This is a genomic window from Nocardioides guangzhouensis, assembly GCF_004519545.1.
GTDB classification, from domain to species: domain Bacteria; phylum Actinomycetota; class Actinomycetes; order Propionibacteriales; family Nocardioidaceae; genus Nocardioides; species Nocardioides guangzhouensis.
This window is the reverse complement of the sequence record NZ_SDKM01000008.1, coordinates 117,787-131,649: the sequence shown is the minus strand read 5'-3', so window position 1 is coordinate 131,649 and position 13,863 is coordinate 117,787. Positions and strand designations below refer to the sequence as shown.

The following is a 13,863-nucleotide window of genomic DNA, read 5'->3' as shown; positions in this document are numbered from 1 at the left end:
CGGTCGCGTCGGATGACGGCCGTTCAGGCGTGGACCGGGGCGCGCAGCGCGGTCGGCACGCAGTCACAGGTGTCCGAGCAGGCCAGGTAGGTGTGCGCGGCGTGCCCGCAGTCCGTGCAGGGCATGTCGTGCGAGAGGTGCGTCCCGCTGGTGTCGACGGTGTCCCACATGGTGCTGACCTTCCTGGCTGTCTCCCCGGGCCGACCCGGGGCTCACGTACCAGAGACACCCGTTTGCGGCGGACGTGACGCGCACACGCCGGTTTTGGCCCGTATGGACCAGCCGGAATGACCCGGGAGGAGGATGGGAACCATCACTTTCCGAAAGGCCTGGCCCGGCTGGGCGGCCCGGCGGGGGAGCGCGGACGGCCTACCGGAGGACGCCGATCAGCGCCGGGCGGGCGGCCGGCCTGGCGCCAGCCGGGGCACGGGGTCAGGCGGCGGAGTGGAGCGGGATGCTGCCGGGGACCGGCGGCGGGACGCAGGCGCAGGAGTCGCTGCACGACAGGAACGTGTGCGCCGCGTGGCCGCACCGGGGGCACGGCAGGTCGTGCGACAGGTGGGTGGTGATGGTCTCGACGGTGTCCCACATGGTCCTGCCTCCTTCCCCTGGTGTGCTTCCGGCTCTTGGTGTTGCCTCTGTCTTCGAAGAGCGCCGCTCGCGGCCGCTGATACCACTCTGACCGGCACCACCGACAGTTCTCATCGGCAGCGCCGGCGCGGGAAACCCGGGCGACGGCTGTCGGTGCGCGCTGGCATGCTGGCCCGCATGGTGGAGCACACGGGGCAGGACCTGTCCGGGTCACGGTTCGAGGGCGTGGACCTGCGCCGCGCGCGGTTCGACGACGTCGACCTGGCCGACGCGTGGCTGCGCAACGTGCACCTCACGGGTGCGCACATCCGTGGCGCCTGGGGGGACGAGGTCGAGATCGACGGGTCGTTCGACACCCTGCTGGTCAACGGCGAGGTCGAGCGCCTCCTCGTCAACGGGGTCGACGTCGCCCCGTTCGTCGAGGCCGAGCTCGACCGCCGGGACCCCGACCGCCGCAAGCTCCGGCCCACCGACGCCGACGGCTACCGCGAGGCGTGGCCGGTGGTGCTGCGCGGTTGGGCCGGGACCGTCGAGCGTGCGCGCCGGCTGCCCCCCGACCTGCTGCACGAGCGGGTCGACGACGAGTACTCCTTCGTCGAGACGCTGCGGCACCTCGTGTTCGCCACCGACGCCTGGGTCCGGCGCGCCCTGCTCGGCGACGCCGCGCCGTACGACCCGCTGGACCTGCCGCACTCCGAGATGGGCCGGGTCCCCGGCGTTCCCTACGACCCGGACGCGCGTCCCACGCTCGACGAGGTGCTGGCGCTGCGCGAGCACCGCATGGCGATCGTCGGGGAGGTGATCGACCGGCTCACCGACGACTACCTCGACGGCCAGACCGTGGTCACCGGCCCGGGCTACCCCGAGGCCGGCACGTACGACGTGCGCCGCTGTCTGCGCGCGATCGTCAACGAGGAGCGCGCGCACCGGGGGTTCGCCGAGCGTGACCTGGCGATCCTGGAGAGCCGGGCATGACCGATCGCCCGTCGCTGCGCACCGAGCGGCTCGAGCTGCGTCCGGTGCGCGAGGAGGACGTCGACCGGATCCTGGCCTACCGCAACCACCCCGACGTGGTGCGCTGGCTGCTGCGCACCGAGGTCGACCCCGACGGGCTGCGGGCCGCCTGGCGCGCCGCGGCCGACGACCCGCACGACCACAGTGTGGCCGCGGTGCTCGAGGGCGTCCTCATCGGCACGGTGTCGCTGTCGGTCGTCGACGGCATGGGCCAGCCGGCGATGCCGGAGCGCACCGAGGCCGACCTCGGCTACACCTTCGACCCGGCGTACGCCGGTCACGGCTACGCCACCGAGGCAGTCACCGCGGTCGTCGACCACGCGTTCGGGGAGCTCGGCGTCCGCCGGATCACCGCCGGCTGCTTCGCCGACAACCTCGCCTCGGTGCGGATCCTGGAGAAGATCGGGATGCGCCGCGAGCAGCACGGCGTCGAGGACTCGTGGCACGACGACCTCGGCTGGGTGGACGGCTACACCTACGGCATGCTCGCGCGCGAGTGGTCGGGCCGGACGTCCTAGGGTGGGCCGGTGCCTACTCGTGAGCAGATCGTGTCGTTGGCCGAGAGCCCACCGCCGCCCGGCGAGTCCCCCTGGGTCGGAGGCGCCACGCCACGCGCCCACGTCGAGGTCGTGGAGGCCGACCCGGCGTGGCCGCAGTGGTTCGAGGGGTTGGCGGCCCGGATCCGCGACGCGCTCGGCTTCCGCGCGATCCAGGTCGAGCACGTCGGCTCCACGGCGGTGCCCGGGTTGCCGGCCAAGCCGGTGATCGACGTCGACCTGACGGTCGCGGACCCGGGCGACGAGGCGGCGTACGTGCCGGCGCTGGAGTCGGCCGGCTTCCACCTCCGGGTCCGCGAACCGTGGTGGTGGGAACACCGGGTGCTGCGCGCCGAGGGCCCTTCCTGCAACCTGCACGTCTTCGGCTTCGACAGCCCGGAGCCGGTCCGACACCGGATCTTCCGCGACTGGCTGCGCGCCCACCCCGACGAGCGGGCACGCTACGCGGCGACCAAGCAGCAGGCGGCCGCCGACGCGACGGCGCGTGGCGAGCACACCATGCAGTACAACGCCCGCAAGGAGCAGGTCGTCCGGGAGATCTACCACCGGGCGTTCGTGGCCACCGGTCTGCTGCCGGGCTGAGCGCGGGCGGCACGCCTGCGGCCGGGCGACCACCGATCCCGCCCGCCGGGAGTAGCGTCGGCCGCGTGACGTACCAAGGGGTCGAGCCCTACGACTCCGGCCGGATGACGACCGGTGACGGGCACGAGGTGTACTGGGAGGTCTGCGGCAACCCGGTCGGCAAGCCCGCGGTGGTGCTGCACGGCGGACCCGGGTCGGGGGCGACCGCGTGGTGGCGCCAGTTCTTCGACCCGTCCCGCTACCGCGTGGTGCTGTTCGACCAGCGCGGTTGCGGGCGGAGCAAGCCCAACGCCTGCGACGACCTGGCCGCGCTCGAGAACAACACGACCGCCCACCTCGTGGCCGACATGGAGCGGCTCAGGAGGCAGCTCGGCATCGAGCAGTGGCTGCTGTTCGGTGGTTCGTGGGGCTCGACACTGGGCCTGACCTACGCCGTGCACCATCCCGACCGGGTCTCGGAGCTGGTGCTGTGGGCCGTGGGGACGACGCGGAGCTCGGACGTCCGGTGGCTGACCCACACGATGGGGGAGGTCTACCCGGAGGAGTTCGACGACCTGGTCGGACTGCTCCCGCCGAGCGCCCGGGGCGGGAACATCCCGGCCGTCCTGCACGCGCAGCTCCGCTCGCCGGACCCCGCGGTCGCGGATCGGGCGGCCCGCGCCTGGTGCGCCTGGGAGGACCGCATCGCCACGCTCAGCGGGCCGGTCCGGGAGCACCCGCGGTCCGCGGACCCGCGGCTTCGGCTGGGGTTCGCGCGCCTGGTCACGCACTACTTCGGGAGCCACGCGTTCCAGGCCGACGACGAGATCACCAGCCGCCTCGGGCGCATCGCGCACGTCCCGGCGTACTTCCTGCGCGGGCGCCTCGACATCGCCTCACCCCTCCGGCCGGCGTACGAGATCGTCCGCCGGCTGCCGAACGCGACGCTCGACGTGGTCGAGGCCGACGCCCACGGTCCGGGGGACGACTCAGTCGAGCGCCTGGTCGCGGCGCTGGACCGGTTCTCCGGCTGACGGTGTTGGGGGACCGCCCGCGACGTGAAATGATCAGGGCGTGACCAGCAGACCCGCGGAGGCCGACCACCTGCGCGACCTGGCGCGGCTGCGGCGGGTGCGGGACCGGATCGACCGCGAGTACGCCCAGCCGCTGGACGTCGAGGCGCTGGCGCGCGGGGTGCACATGTCCGCCGGGCACCTGAGCCGCGAGTTCAAGCGGGCGTACGGCGAGTCGCCGTACGGCTACCTGATGACCCGCCGGATCGAACGGGCGATGGCGCTGCTGCGGCGCGGCGACCTCAGCGTCACCGACGTCTGCTTCGCGGTCGGCTGCCAGTCCCTGGGCACGTTCAGCACCCGCTTCACCGAGCTGGTCGGGATGCCGCCGAGCGCGTACCGGAGGCAGATGGCGGACCGGACCGAGGAGATGCCGTCGTGCGAGACGAAGAAGGTCACCCGACCGGTCAGGAATCGAGAAGCGCCGGCGACGAGCCGCCCCTAGGTTGAGGGCCATGGACATCACCATTCACTCGAGCTTCCTCCCGCAGGACGACCCGGAGGCGGCCCTCGCCTTCTACCGCGACACGCTCGGCTTCGAGCTCCGCCTCGACGTCGGCTACCAGGGCATGCGCTGGCTCACCGTCGGTCCGCCCGACCAGCCGGGCACCAGCATCGTGCTGCACCCGCCCGGCGTCGACCCGGGCATCACCGACGACGAGCGCCGCACCATCAACGAGATGATGGCCAAGGGCACCTACGCCAGCGTCCTGCTCGCGACCAGGGACCTCGACGGCACCTTCGAGAAGCTGCAGGCCAGTGACGTCGAGATCGTCCAGGAGCCGATCGACCAGCCGTACGGCGTGCGCGACTGCGCCGTCCGCGACCCCGCCGGCAACATGGTCCGGATCCAGGAGGTCAGGTGAGGGAGTCCACGAGTCGCACGACAGGGGGAGCCGCATGACCGGCGCGCACGCTGCCGACAGCCACGACCTGATCCGCGTCCAGGGCGCGCGGGTCAACAACCTCAAGGACGTCAGCGTCGAGATCCCCAAACGCCGGCTCACGGCGTTCACCGGGGTCTCCGGCTCGGGCAAGAGCTCGCTGGTCTTCAGCACGATCGCCGCGGAGTCGCAGCGGATGATCAACGAGACCTACAGCGCGTTCGTGCAGGGCTTCATGCCGACGCTGGCGCGGCCGGAGGTCGACCTGCTGGAGGGGTTGACCACCGCGATCATCGTCGACCAGGAGCGAATGGGCTCCAACCCGCGCTCCACGGTCGGCACGGTCACCGACGCCAACGCGATGCTGCGCATCCTGTTCAGCCGGCTCGGGAAGCCGCACGTCGGTCCGCCCACCGCGTTCTCGTTCAACGTCCCGACCCGCACCGCCAGCGGGGTCATGAAGACCGAGAGTGGTCAAGGCGACAAGAAGACGGTGGTGCGGAACGCGGTCTACCTCGGCGGCATGTGCCCGCGCTGCGAGGGGATGGGGGCGATCAACGACTTCGACCTGACCGCGATCTACGACGAGACCAAGTCGCTCGCCGAGGGCGCACTGACGGTGCCCGGCTACAGCATGGACGGGTGGTACGGCCGGATCTTCGCCGGCGCCGGCTTCGACATGGACAAGCCGATCGCGACGTACTCCGAGAAGGAGCGCAGGAAGCTCCTCTACGGCGAGCCGGAGAAGATCAAGGTCGAGGGCGTCAACCTCACCTACGAGGGTGTGCTGACCAAGGTCCAGAAGTCGATGCTCTCCAAGGACGTCGAGTCCATGCAGCCGCACGTGCGCCGGTTCGTCGAGCGCGCGGTCACGTTCACGACCTGCCCCGACTGCGACGGCACCCGGCTGAGCGCCGAGGCCCGGTCGTCGAGGATCGACGGCAAGAACATCGCCGACCTGTGTGCCATGCAGATCACCGACCTGGCCGCCTGGGTGCGCGACCTCGACGAGCCCTCCGCGGCGCCCCTGCTGCGCGGCCTGCAGCACCTGCTCGACTCCTTCGCCGAGATCGGGTTGGGCTACCTCTCGCTCGAGCGGCCGTCGGGCACGCTGTCCGGCGGAGAGGCCCAGCGCACCAAGATGATCCGGCACCTCGGGTCCTCGCTCACCGACGTCACCTACGTCTTCGACGAACCCACGATCGGCCTGCACCCGCACGACATCGAGCGGATGAACCAGCTGCTGCTGCAGCTGCGCGACAAGGGCAACACGGTGCTGGTGGTCGAGCACAAGCCCGAGACCATCGCGATCGCCGACCACGTCGTCGACCTCGGCCCGGGAGCCGGCACCGACGGCGGCACCGTCTGCTACGAGGGCAGCGTCGACGGGCTGCGGGGGACCGGCACCATCACCGGCCGACACCTCGACGACCGGGCGACCCTGAAGGAGGAGGTGCGCACCGCGTCGGGCGCGATGGAGGTCCGCAACGCCGCGACCCACAACCTGCAGGACGTCGACGTCGACCTCCCGCTGGGCGTGCTCTGCGTGGTCACCGGCGTCGCCGGCTCGGGGAAGAGCTCGCTCGTGCACGGCTCGCTGGCTGGGCGCGACGGCGTCGTCGTCATCGACCAGGGCGCGATCCGCGGGTCCCGCCGCAGCAACCCCGCGACGTACACGGGGCTGCTGGAGCCGATCCGCAAGGCCTTCGCCAAGGCCAACGGCGTGAAGCCGGCGCTGTTCAGCTCCAACTCCGAGGGCGCGTGCCCCACCTGCAACGGCGCCGGCGTGATCTACAGCGAGCTCGGCGTGATGGCCACCGTGGAGTCCACCTGCGAGGACTGCGAGGGCCGGCGGTTCCAGGCGTCGGTGCTGGAGTACACCCTCGGCGGCCGCAACATCGCCGAGGTGCTCGCGATGTCGGTGACCGAGGCCGAGGGGTTCTTCGGCGACGGCGAGGCCCGCACCCCGGCCGCGCACAAGATCCTCGACCGGCTCGCGGACGTCGGCCTCGGCTACCTCAGCCTCGGCCAGCCGCTCACCACCCTGTCCGGCGGCGAGCGGCAGCGGCTCAAGCTGGCCGCGCAGATGGCCGAGAAGGGCGACGTCTACGTCCTCGACGAGCCGACCACCGGTCTGCACCTCGCCGACGTGGAGCAGCTGCTCGGCCTGCTGGACCGGCTGGTGGAGTCGGGCAAGTCGGTGATCGTCATCGAGCACCACCAGGCGGTGATGGCGCACGCGGACTGGATCATCGACCTCGGCCCGGGTGCCGGCCACGACGGCGGCACCGTGGTGTTCGAGGGCACGCCCGACGACCTGGTCTCCGGCAGGAAGACGCTGACGGGCCAGCACCTCGCGGCGTACGTCGGTGCCTGAGCAGCCGCCGCCTGGAGGAGCCCTCCAGGCGTGAGTTCCGTTCCGATAACGTGCATTATGTCAACTACTGGTGATCCCGCCCCCTGACGGGGACGGTCGGGCCCTCCCCTTGTTCCTGGAGGGCCCGACCGACGTGTCGCGGGTTCAGTCCGGGTAGGCCACGTGCACGTCCCGGGGCGCCGGGGCGCCGACGCCGGTCTCGACGAGCGACTTCAGGCTCATGAGGTACGTCGCCCACTTGGTGCTGCAGTGGTGCATGAACTCGACCGGCTCCTTCCAGCCGCGGTGCCCGAACATCACGATCGTGTAGTCGCCGTCCTGGCGCAGGTCCCAGTCGATCGTGGTCCCGACCCACTCCTCGGGGCCGTCGACGACCTTCCAGGTGACCCGCTCCGAGGGACGCTGGTCGACGACCTCCATGTCGAACCCGCCCGGCGGGAACCGGAACTCGATCACCCCGCCGACGTCGGTGCTCCCCTTCGTGTCGTCGGTCCACCAGCCGGCCAGGCCGTCGATCGTGGTCAGCACGTCGTACACCTGCTTCGGTGTCGCGTCCTTGACCCCGACCCTGTGCAGAATGTCCACCATTGCTCTCTCCTTCGTCGTGTTCGCTCGCTAGGTCTGCTGTTCCCGGTCCTGCTGGTCCTGACGGCGCTGGATCGCCTCGGCCAGGCGCTTGATCCGGCGCAGCCGGGCGTCCCAGGTCGAGCCCACCGACTCGAGCTGCGCGGCCGCGCGGGCCAGCTGCGCCTCGTCGACCCGGTAGCGCTTCTCGCGCCCCGCCGGCGTCGCCGTGACCAGGCCGACCCGGTCGAGGACGCCCAGGTGCTTGGCCACCGCCTGCCGGGTCACCGGCAGCTGCCGGCCCAGCGAGGACGCGGTGCCGGCGCCGTCGGCCAGCAGCAGGTCGAGCATCCGCCGCCGGGTCGGGTCCCCAATCGCCGACCAGAGCTCGTCGTCGACCTGCTCGGCCGTCGCGGCGCTCACGGCTGCACCCCCAGCCGCGCGACGTACGGCGCGATCCGCGGGAGGTAGAAGTCCCAGCCGGTCTCGTGCTCGCGGTACTGCTGCTCGAGCACCGCCACCTCCCAGCCCATCTCGCGGAAGCCGGTCTCGGTCATCCGCAGCAGCGTCCCTCCCCCGGACGGGGTCAGGTCGAAGGTGACCAGCAGCGAGTTGCCCTCCGCCGCGACCGCGTCGGCCGGGTGCGTCCAGCGGAACGAGAACGACTCCGGCGGCCGCGCGTCCACGACGGCGAACGCGACCACCGCGCCGTCGCCGTCGGGGTCGCCGAAGACGATCTCCCCCGTCGAGCCCGGGATCGGGTCGTACGCCGCGTCGTCCGGCCACCACTCCTTGAGGTGCTCCGGGCTGCTCACCACCTCGAAGACGACCTCCGGGGTCGCCTCGACGTAGACCTCGCGCTCGATGGTTCCGAACTCCATGGCTCCTCCTGCAACGTTTGGTTGCATGACACCGTAGTCCGCGATGCGGGGTAACGCAACCATTGGTTGCGTAATTCTCGAGAGTGGTTGGAGGCGGGGATCTGGCTGCAGGTCGCGAAGAAGTCGTCGGGCATCGCGTCGCTGACCGACGACCACCCGCACCGAGCAGTACGCCGTGATCTTCGAGGTCGTCACCGCGCGCACCGCAGCCACCCGCGCAGCCCGGATCGCCCGCGCGGTGTCCGCCTCGAAGCACGCGCCTGAGACGCCACCGTCCGGCCGCTAGGTTGGGCCGCATGGCTCCCGACACCGCCGGCATCCCGACGTACACGCTCAACGACGGCACCACGCTGCCGGCCATCGGCTTCGGCACGTATCCCCTGTCCGACGAGGACGGCATCGCGGCCATCGTCACCGCGCTCGAGGCCGGCTACCGGCTGCTCGACACCGCGGTCAACTACGGCAACGAGGAGGAGGTCGGCGAGGCGCTGCGCCGCTCCGGCCTGCCCCGCGACGAGGTGCAGGTGGCCAGCAAGATCCCCGGCCGCCACCACGGGTACGACGACGCGATCGCTTCCGTGCTCGACTCTCTGAAGCGCCTCCGGCTCGAGCAGATGGACCTGCACCTGATCCACTGGCCGAACCCGCGGCACGGCAAGTACGTCGAGGCGTGGCGGGCGCTGGTGCAGCTGCAGAAGGACGGCCTGGTGAAGTCGATCGGCGTCTCCAACTTCACCGAGGAGCACCTGACCCGGATCATCGAGGACACCGGTGTCACGCCGTCGGTGAACCAGATCGAGCTGCACCCGCGCTTCCCGCAGCAGGAGATGCTGGCCGTGCACGAGCGGCTCGGCATCCGCACCGAGGCGTGGAGCCCGATGGGCAAGCGTCGCGCCCCGCTCGACGAGCCGGCCGTGATCTCGGCCGCCGAGGCGCACGGCGTCACCCCCGGCCAGGTGATCCTGCGCTGGCACGTGCAGCTCGGCTCGCTGGCGATCCCCAAGTCCACCTCGCCCGAGCGGCAGCGGCAGAACCTCGACGTGTTCGGGTTCGAGCTCACCGACGACGAGATGACCGCGATCTCCGCACTCGGCGAGTCCGCGGGGCGGCTCTTCGGCGGCGACCCGGACACGCACGAGGAGATGTAGCGACCCCGATGAATCGGTGACGCCGGTCCGGTCTGTCCGGGCATGAGCGCCGAGCAGGAGATCCGTGAGGCTCCGGCTCAGCCTCGGCCTGCGCCGCGAGGACGGCCGCTGGCAGGTCGCCCACGAGCACCACTCGTTCCCCGACCGCAGCTGACCGGTCAGGGAAATTCATGCCCTGTCGGGGAAAGCATTGCCTGACAGGGCAGGGATTCCCCGGGCGTCCGGGGAATCCCTACCGGCTACCGCACCCGCACCAGCACCCCCACCTTGTCGATCCGGTGCTCGGGGTTGTCGTACCGGTCGGTCCAGAAGTTCCCGGCGGCGTGGTCCTCCCGGGTGGCGCAGGTGGACAGCGTGATCATCGCCCGGGTCGGCTCGACGCCGGGGCGGCCGGGGACCGCGGCGCGCTGCCGGGCCAGCGAGGCCGGCGAGCGGAATGACGTCTGCCGGGTGGCCACGATCTCGTAGACGTAACGCACTCCCCCGGCGTCCACCCGCACCACGTCGCCGCGCCGCAGCCGCGGGAGGTGCTCGAACGGACGGGCCGCGCTGGTCCGGTGCCCGGTGACCTGGTAGTTGCCGATCCCGCCGGGGCCGGTGCCGCCGCGCGGTCCGTGCGGGCTGGCGGCCGGGCCCCGGTTCTGGATCCGGGTGCCGGGCGCGTCGTCGGTCCACCCGGCGTACGGCACGACCAGCACGTCGCGCACCCCGAGCGACGGGACGGACAGCCGGGCCCGACGCGGGGTGCCGTCGGAGGCCAGCGGCTCGAGCGTGGGTGCGGCGCCCACGGACGGCGCCGGGAACCGGTCGGCCGGAGACCGGGTCGGGGACGCGGGGGCAGGTTCCGGGACGCCTCGCTCGTCGACGTCACGCCGCCCGGGGTCCGCGCAGCCGCCCAGGGCCAGCACCAGGCCGGCCGCCGTCAGGTGCGCGCGCCGCATGCGACCGAGGGTACGTCGGGCGGTGAGCGCCGGAACCGCTCCGGAGATGAGTACCTGGGCGGATGAACGGCGGCCACGGCCGACGGACACTCGAAGCATGAACAGCTTCCACGCCTTCAGCACCTCGCACTTCGTCATGCTGGCGCTGTTCGTGGCCGGCATCTGGCCGGTCGTGCGCCTCGGCCGGCGCTACCACGACGACCCCCACTCCCCCGCCGCCCGGCGGGTCAGCCGGATCTTCGCGATCGCGATCCCGTGCTTCACGATCCCGCTGCAGCTCGTGGACCTCCTGCCGGGCCAGTACTCCTTCCGGAGCTCGCTCCCCCTCCAGCTCTGCGACCTCGCCTGGATCGTCGCCACGCTCGCCCTCTGGACGCACCACCGGTACGTCGTGGCGCTGACCTACTACTGGGGGCTGGTGCTCACCACCCAGGCGCTGATCACCCCGTCGCTGACCACCGGCTTCCCGTCCCCCAAGTTCATCGCGTTCTGGGGCAGCCACATCCTCATCGTCTGGGCCGCGATCTTCCTGGTGTTCGGCCTCGGGCTCGCACCGCGCTGGCGCGACTACGCCACCACGGTGGCCACCACCGCGGCCTGGGCGGTCACCGTCTACGTCTTCAACGTCGCGGCCAGCACGAACTACGGCTACCTCAACGCCAAGCCGGCGAGCGCGTCGCTGCTGGACTTCCTCGGTCCCTGGCCGACGTACGTCGTCGCGGAGATCGCCATCATCGCCACCGTGTGGGCGCTGATGACCTGGCCCTGGGAGCGGGTCAGGAGAGCCCGAGCTGCTTCGCCGACTCCTCCCGCATCTGCACCTTCCGGATCTTCCCGGTGACGGTCATCGGGAACTCGTCGACCACCATCACGTAGCGCGGGATCTTGTAGTGCGCGAGCTTGCCCGTGGCGAACGCGCGCACCGCGTCGGCGTCCAGCGGCTCGGCCCCGGCCTTCATCCGGACCCAGGCGCACAGCTCCTCGCCGTACTTCTGGTCCGGGACGCCGACCACCTGCACGTCCTCGACGTCCGGATGCGTGTAGAGGAACTCCTCGATCTCGCGCGGGTAGATGTTCTCCCCGCCCCGGATCACCATGTCCTTGATCCGGCCGACGATGTTGCAGTAGCCGTCGTCACGCATGACGGCCAGGTCGCCGGTGTGCATCCAGCCGTCGTTGTCGATCGCCTCGCGGGTCTTCTCCTCGTCCTCCCAGTAGCCGAGCATCACCGAGTAGCCGCGGGTGCAGAACTCGCCCGGTTCCCCGCGCGGGACGGTCTCGCCGGTGGCCGGGTCGACGATCTTGATCTCCACGTGCGGGTGCACGCGCCCGATGGTCTCGGTACGCCGCTCGAGGTCGTCGTCGGAGAGCGTCTGGGTGGACACCGGCGAGGTCTCGGTCATGCCGTAGGCGATCGAGGCCTCGGCCATGTGCATCTCGTTGACGCAGCGCTTCATCACCTCGACCGGGCAGATCGAGCCGGCCATGATCCCGGTCCGCAGCGACGACAGGTCGCGGTCGGCGAACGACGGGTGGTTCTGCATGGCGATGAACATCGTCGGGACGCCGTACACGCCGGTGCAGCGCTCCTCCTCCACCGCCCTCAGCGTGGTCTCCGGGTCGAACCCGGGCGCCGGGATCACCATCGTCGCGCCGTGGGTGGTGCAGCCCAGGTTGCCCATGACCATCCCGAAGCAGTGGTAGAAGGGCACCGGGATGCACAGCCGGTCACGTTCGGTGAAGTTGATGGTCTCGGTGACGAAGTACCCGTTGTTGAGGATGTTGCGGTGCGAGAGCGTCGCACCCTTCGGGTAGCCGGTCGTGCCGGAGGTGTACTGGATGTTGATCGGGTCGTGCGGGTCCAGCGACCACGTCATCGCCTCGGCCAGCGTGACGCCCGGGTCGCTGACGTTGTGGTCGGTCCACTCCGGGCTGCCGAGGAACCAGACCTGCTCCAGGCCCACGTCCTCGCGGACCTCCCTGACCATCGCCCGGTAGTCGCTGGTCTTGAACTCGGGCGCCGAGATCAGCAGCTTCGTGCCGGACTGGCGCAGCGCGTAGGCCAGCTCGTGGGTGCGGTAGGCCGGGTTGATGTTGACCAGGACCGCACCGATCTTCGCGGTCGCGAACTGGGTGATCGTCCATTCCGCGCAGTTCGGCGACCAGATCGCGACCCGGTCGCCCTTGCCGATGCCGGCCCGGATCAGGCCGACCGCGAGCGCGTCGACGTCGCGATCCAGCTCGGCCCAGGTCCACCTGCGGCCCGAGGCGCGCTCCACCAAGGCCTCGCGTTCGGGGTACGCCGCAACGGTGCGCTCGAAGTTGGCGCCGATGGTCTCCTCCAGGAGCGGGACGTGGGTCTCTCCGGCGGCGTACGAGGTCTCCATGGTGGGGACACTAGCCCCGGTGCTGACGGGGTGGAACCGCCCGAACGGCGAGGGGGTGGAGTGGTTGGTTAGGCTCGCCCGCATGTCGCAGCGCTCCCTCGTCCGCCTTCCCCTGGTCCTGGCCGCCCTCCTCCTGCTCCTGCTCGGGGCCGCGTGCTCCGGGGACGACAGCGGGGACGACACCTCGGCCGACGACCCGGGCACGGCGTCGACGGACTCGGGTGCGACGGACTCGGGCGCGGCAGGCGACCAGCCCGCCTCCGGCACCTGCACCTACACGGAGGACGGCCAGCAGGCGGCGAAGAAGGTCGACCCGCCGCCGTCGGAGCCGAAGGAGACCGGCAAGGTCGACGTGACCATGAAGACCAACGTCGGCGACATCGGGGCCACCCTCGACGCCTCCACCACGCCCTGCACCGTGAACTCGTTCCTGTCGCTGGCCGAGCAGGGCTACTTCGACGACACCAAGTGCCACCGTCTGACCACCCAGGGCATCTTCGTCCTCCAGTGCGGCGACCCGACCGCCACCGGCATGGGTGGCCCGGGCTACTCCTTCGACGACGAGCTCTCCGGCTCCGAGACGTACGGCGCGGGCACGCTCGCGATGGCCAACGCCGGCCCGAACACCAACGGCTCGCAGTTCTTCATCGTCTTCGACGACAGCCAGCTCCCGCCGTCGTACACGGTCTTCGGGGAGGTCGGCAAGGCCGGCCTCGGCGTGGTCCAGAAGGTCGCCGAGAAGGGCACCCAGGACGGCGGCCCGGACGGCCCGCCGAAGCAGCCGGTCACCATCAGCGGCATCAGCTGACCGGACCGGAGGCACTGCGGGCGCCTGGGTGACGTGGACGCTGGACCACGTCGCGGGATGGGTGACTCCGCTCCCGG

General features: G+C 71.2%; 18 protein-coding genes and 1 pseudogene. 12 read left to right on the top strand and 7 right to left on the bottom strand.

The features are described 5' to 3' along the window. Positions 1–23: 23 nt before the first annotated feature. Positions 24–170 (bottom strand): hypothetical protein, encoded by a 147-nt coding sequence (locus tag EKO23_RS25135; RefSeq protein ID WP_167880364.1) that lies wholly within the window; start codon positions 168–170, stop codon positions 24–26. Positions 171–432: 262 nt separating this feature from the next. Beyond that, complete coding sequence (locus EKO23_RS25130; protein WP_167880363.1) at positions 433–591, bottom strand: hypothetical protein; 159 nt, start codon at positions 589–591, stop codon at positions 433–435. Positions 592–768: 177 nt separating this feature from the next. Here EKO23_RS25130 and EKO23_RS07435 point away from each other — a divergent pair, with 177 nt between their 5' ends. From EKO23_RS07435 to EKO23_RS07405, 7 genes are all read left to right on the top strand, one after another. Next, positions 769–1,566: a DinB family protein gene (locus tag EKO23_RS07435; RefSeq protein ID WP_134715742.1), complete on the top strand. Its 798-nt coding sequence runs from the start codon at positions 769–771 to the stop codon at positions 1,564–1,566. Beyond that, the gene (locus EKO23_RS07430) at positions 1,563–2,123 is read left to right on the top strand and encodes a GNAT family N-acetyltransferase (protein ID WP_134715740.1); all 561 of its coding nucleotides are present in this window, start codon (positions 1,563–1,565) and stop codon (positions 2,121–2,123) included. The genes EKO23_RS07435 and EKO23_RS07430 overlap by 4 nt, the downstream gene beginning before the upstream one ends. 9 nt (positions 2,124–2,132) lie before the next feature. Next, the gene (locus EKO23_RS07425; protein WP_134715738.1) at positions 2,133–2,744 is read left to right on the top strand and encodes a GrpB family protein; all 612 of its coding nucleotides are present in this window, start codon (positions 2,133–2,135) and stop codon (positions 2,742–2,744) included. A 65-nt stretch (positions 2,745–2,809) separates the two neighbouring features. Then, a complete protein-coding gene (gene pip / locus EKO23_RS07420; protein ID WP_246050952.1) occupies positions 2,810–3,757 on the top strand; it encodes a prolyl aminopeptidase in 948 nt (315 codons plus the stop codon). A gap of 40 nt (positions 3,758–3,797) precedes the next feature. Next, positions 3,798–4,241, top strand: coding sequence for a helix-turn-helix transcriptional regulator (locus tag EKO23_RS07415; RefSeq protein WP_134715736.1), 444 nt, complete (start codon positions 3,798–3,800; stop codon positions 4,239–4,241). Positions 4,242–4,251: 10 nt separating this feature from the next. Next, positions 4,252–4,662, top strand: a complete 411-nt coding sequence (locus EKO23_RS07410) for a VOC family protein (protein WP_134715734.1) — start codon at positions 4,252–4,254, stop codon at positions 4,660–4,662. 34 nt (positions 4,663–4,696) lie between these two features. After that, complete coding sequence (locus EKO23_RS07405) at positions 4,697–7,057, top strand: ATP-binding cassette domain-containing protein (protein WP_134715732.1); 2,361 nt, start codon at positions 4,697–4,699, stop codon at positions 7,055–7,057. A 144-nt stretch (positions 7,058–7,201) separates the two neighbouring features. Here EKO23_RS07405 and EKO23_RS07400 read toward each other — a convergent pair whose 3' ends face one another. From EKO23_RS07400 to EKO23_RS07390, 3 genes are read right to left on the bottom strand one after another with little or no spacing between them, the layout of a single operon-like run. Beyond that, a complete protein-coding gene (locus EKO23_RS07400; protein WP_134715730.1) occupies positions 7,202–7,645 on the bottom strand; it encodes an SRPBCC family protein in 444 nt (147 codons plus the stop codon). Between the two features lie 27 nt (positions 7,646–7,672). Continuing rightward, a complete protein-coding gene (locus EKO23_RS07395; protein WP_134715728.1) occupies positions 7,673–8,044 on the bottom strand; it encodes an ArsR/SmtB family transcription factor in 372 nt (123 codons plus the stop codon). Next, positions 8,041–8,502 carry an SRPBCC family protein gene (locus EKO23_RS07390; RefSeq protein WP_134715726.1) on the bottom strand — a complete coding sequence of 154 codons (462 nt, stop codon included), beginning with the start codon at positions 8,500–8,502 and terminating at the stop codon, positions 8,041–8,043. The genes EKO23_RS07395 and EKO23_RS07390 overlap by 4 nt, the downstream gene beginning before the upstream one ends. 163 nt (positions 8,503–8,665) lie before the next feature. On the opposite strand from EKO23_RS07390, the pseudogene EKO23_RS07385 reads away from it, so the two are divergent. From EKO23_RS07385 to EKO23_RS07375, 3 genes and pseudogenes are all read left to right on the top strand, one after another. Then, positions 8,666–8,788 (top strand): annotated as a pseudogene (locus tag EKO23_RS07385) (hypothetical protein); the annotation flags it as partial. 10 nt (positions 8,789–8,798) lie between these two features. Then, complete coding sequence (locus tag EKO23_RS07380; RefSeq protein WP_134715721.1) at positions 8,799–9,650, top strand: aldo/keto reductase; 852 nt, start codon at positions 8,799–8,801, stop codon at positions 9,648–9,650. 64 nt (positions 9,651–9,714) lie between these two features. Beyond that, positions 9,715–9,804 carry a nuclear transport factor 2 family protein gene (locus EKO23_RS07375; protein WP_217702516.1) on the top strand — a complete coding sequence of 30 codons (90 nt, stop codon included), beginning with the start codon at positions 9,715–9,717 and terminating at the stop codon, positions 9,802–9,804. A gap of 85 nt (positions 9,805–9,889) precedes the next feature. On the opposite strand, the gene EKO23_RS07370 is transcribed toward EKO23_RS07375, so the two are convergent. After that, entirely contained in the window at positions 9,890–10,591 is a 702-nt protein-coding gene (locus EKO23_RS07370) for a sortase domain-containing protein (protein WP_134715719.1), read from the bottom strand. 97 nt (positions 10,592–10,688) lie between these two features. Here EKO23_RS07370 and EKO23_RS07365 point away from each other — a divergent pair, with 97 nt between their 5' ends. Then, positions 10,689–11,432 (top strand): YwaF family protein, encoded by a 744-nt coding sequence (locus tag EKO23_RS07365; protein WP_217702515.1) that lies wholly within the window; start codon positions 10,689–10,691, stop codon positions 11,430–11,432. On the opposite strand, the gene EKO23_RS07360 is transcribed toward EKO23_RS07365, so the two are convergent. Continuing rightward, positions 11,368–12,978, bottom strand: coding sequence for an AMP-binding protein (locus EKO23_RS07360; protein ID WP_134715715.1), 1,611 nt, complete (start codon positions 12,976–12,978; stop codon positions 11,368–11,370). The genes EKO23_RS07365 and EKO23_RS07360 overlap by 65 nt on opposite strands. Positions 12,979–13,060: 82 nt before the next feature. Between EKO23_RS07360 and EKO23_RS07355 the strand changes: the two genes are divergently transcribed. Then, positions 13,061–13,786: a peptidylprolyl isomerase gene (locus EKO23_RS07355; RefSeq protein ID WP_134715713.1), complete on the top strand. Its 726-nt coding sequence runs from the start codon at positions 13,061–13,063 to the stop codon at positions 13,784–13,786. Positions 13,787–13,863 lie beyond the last annotated feature (77 nt).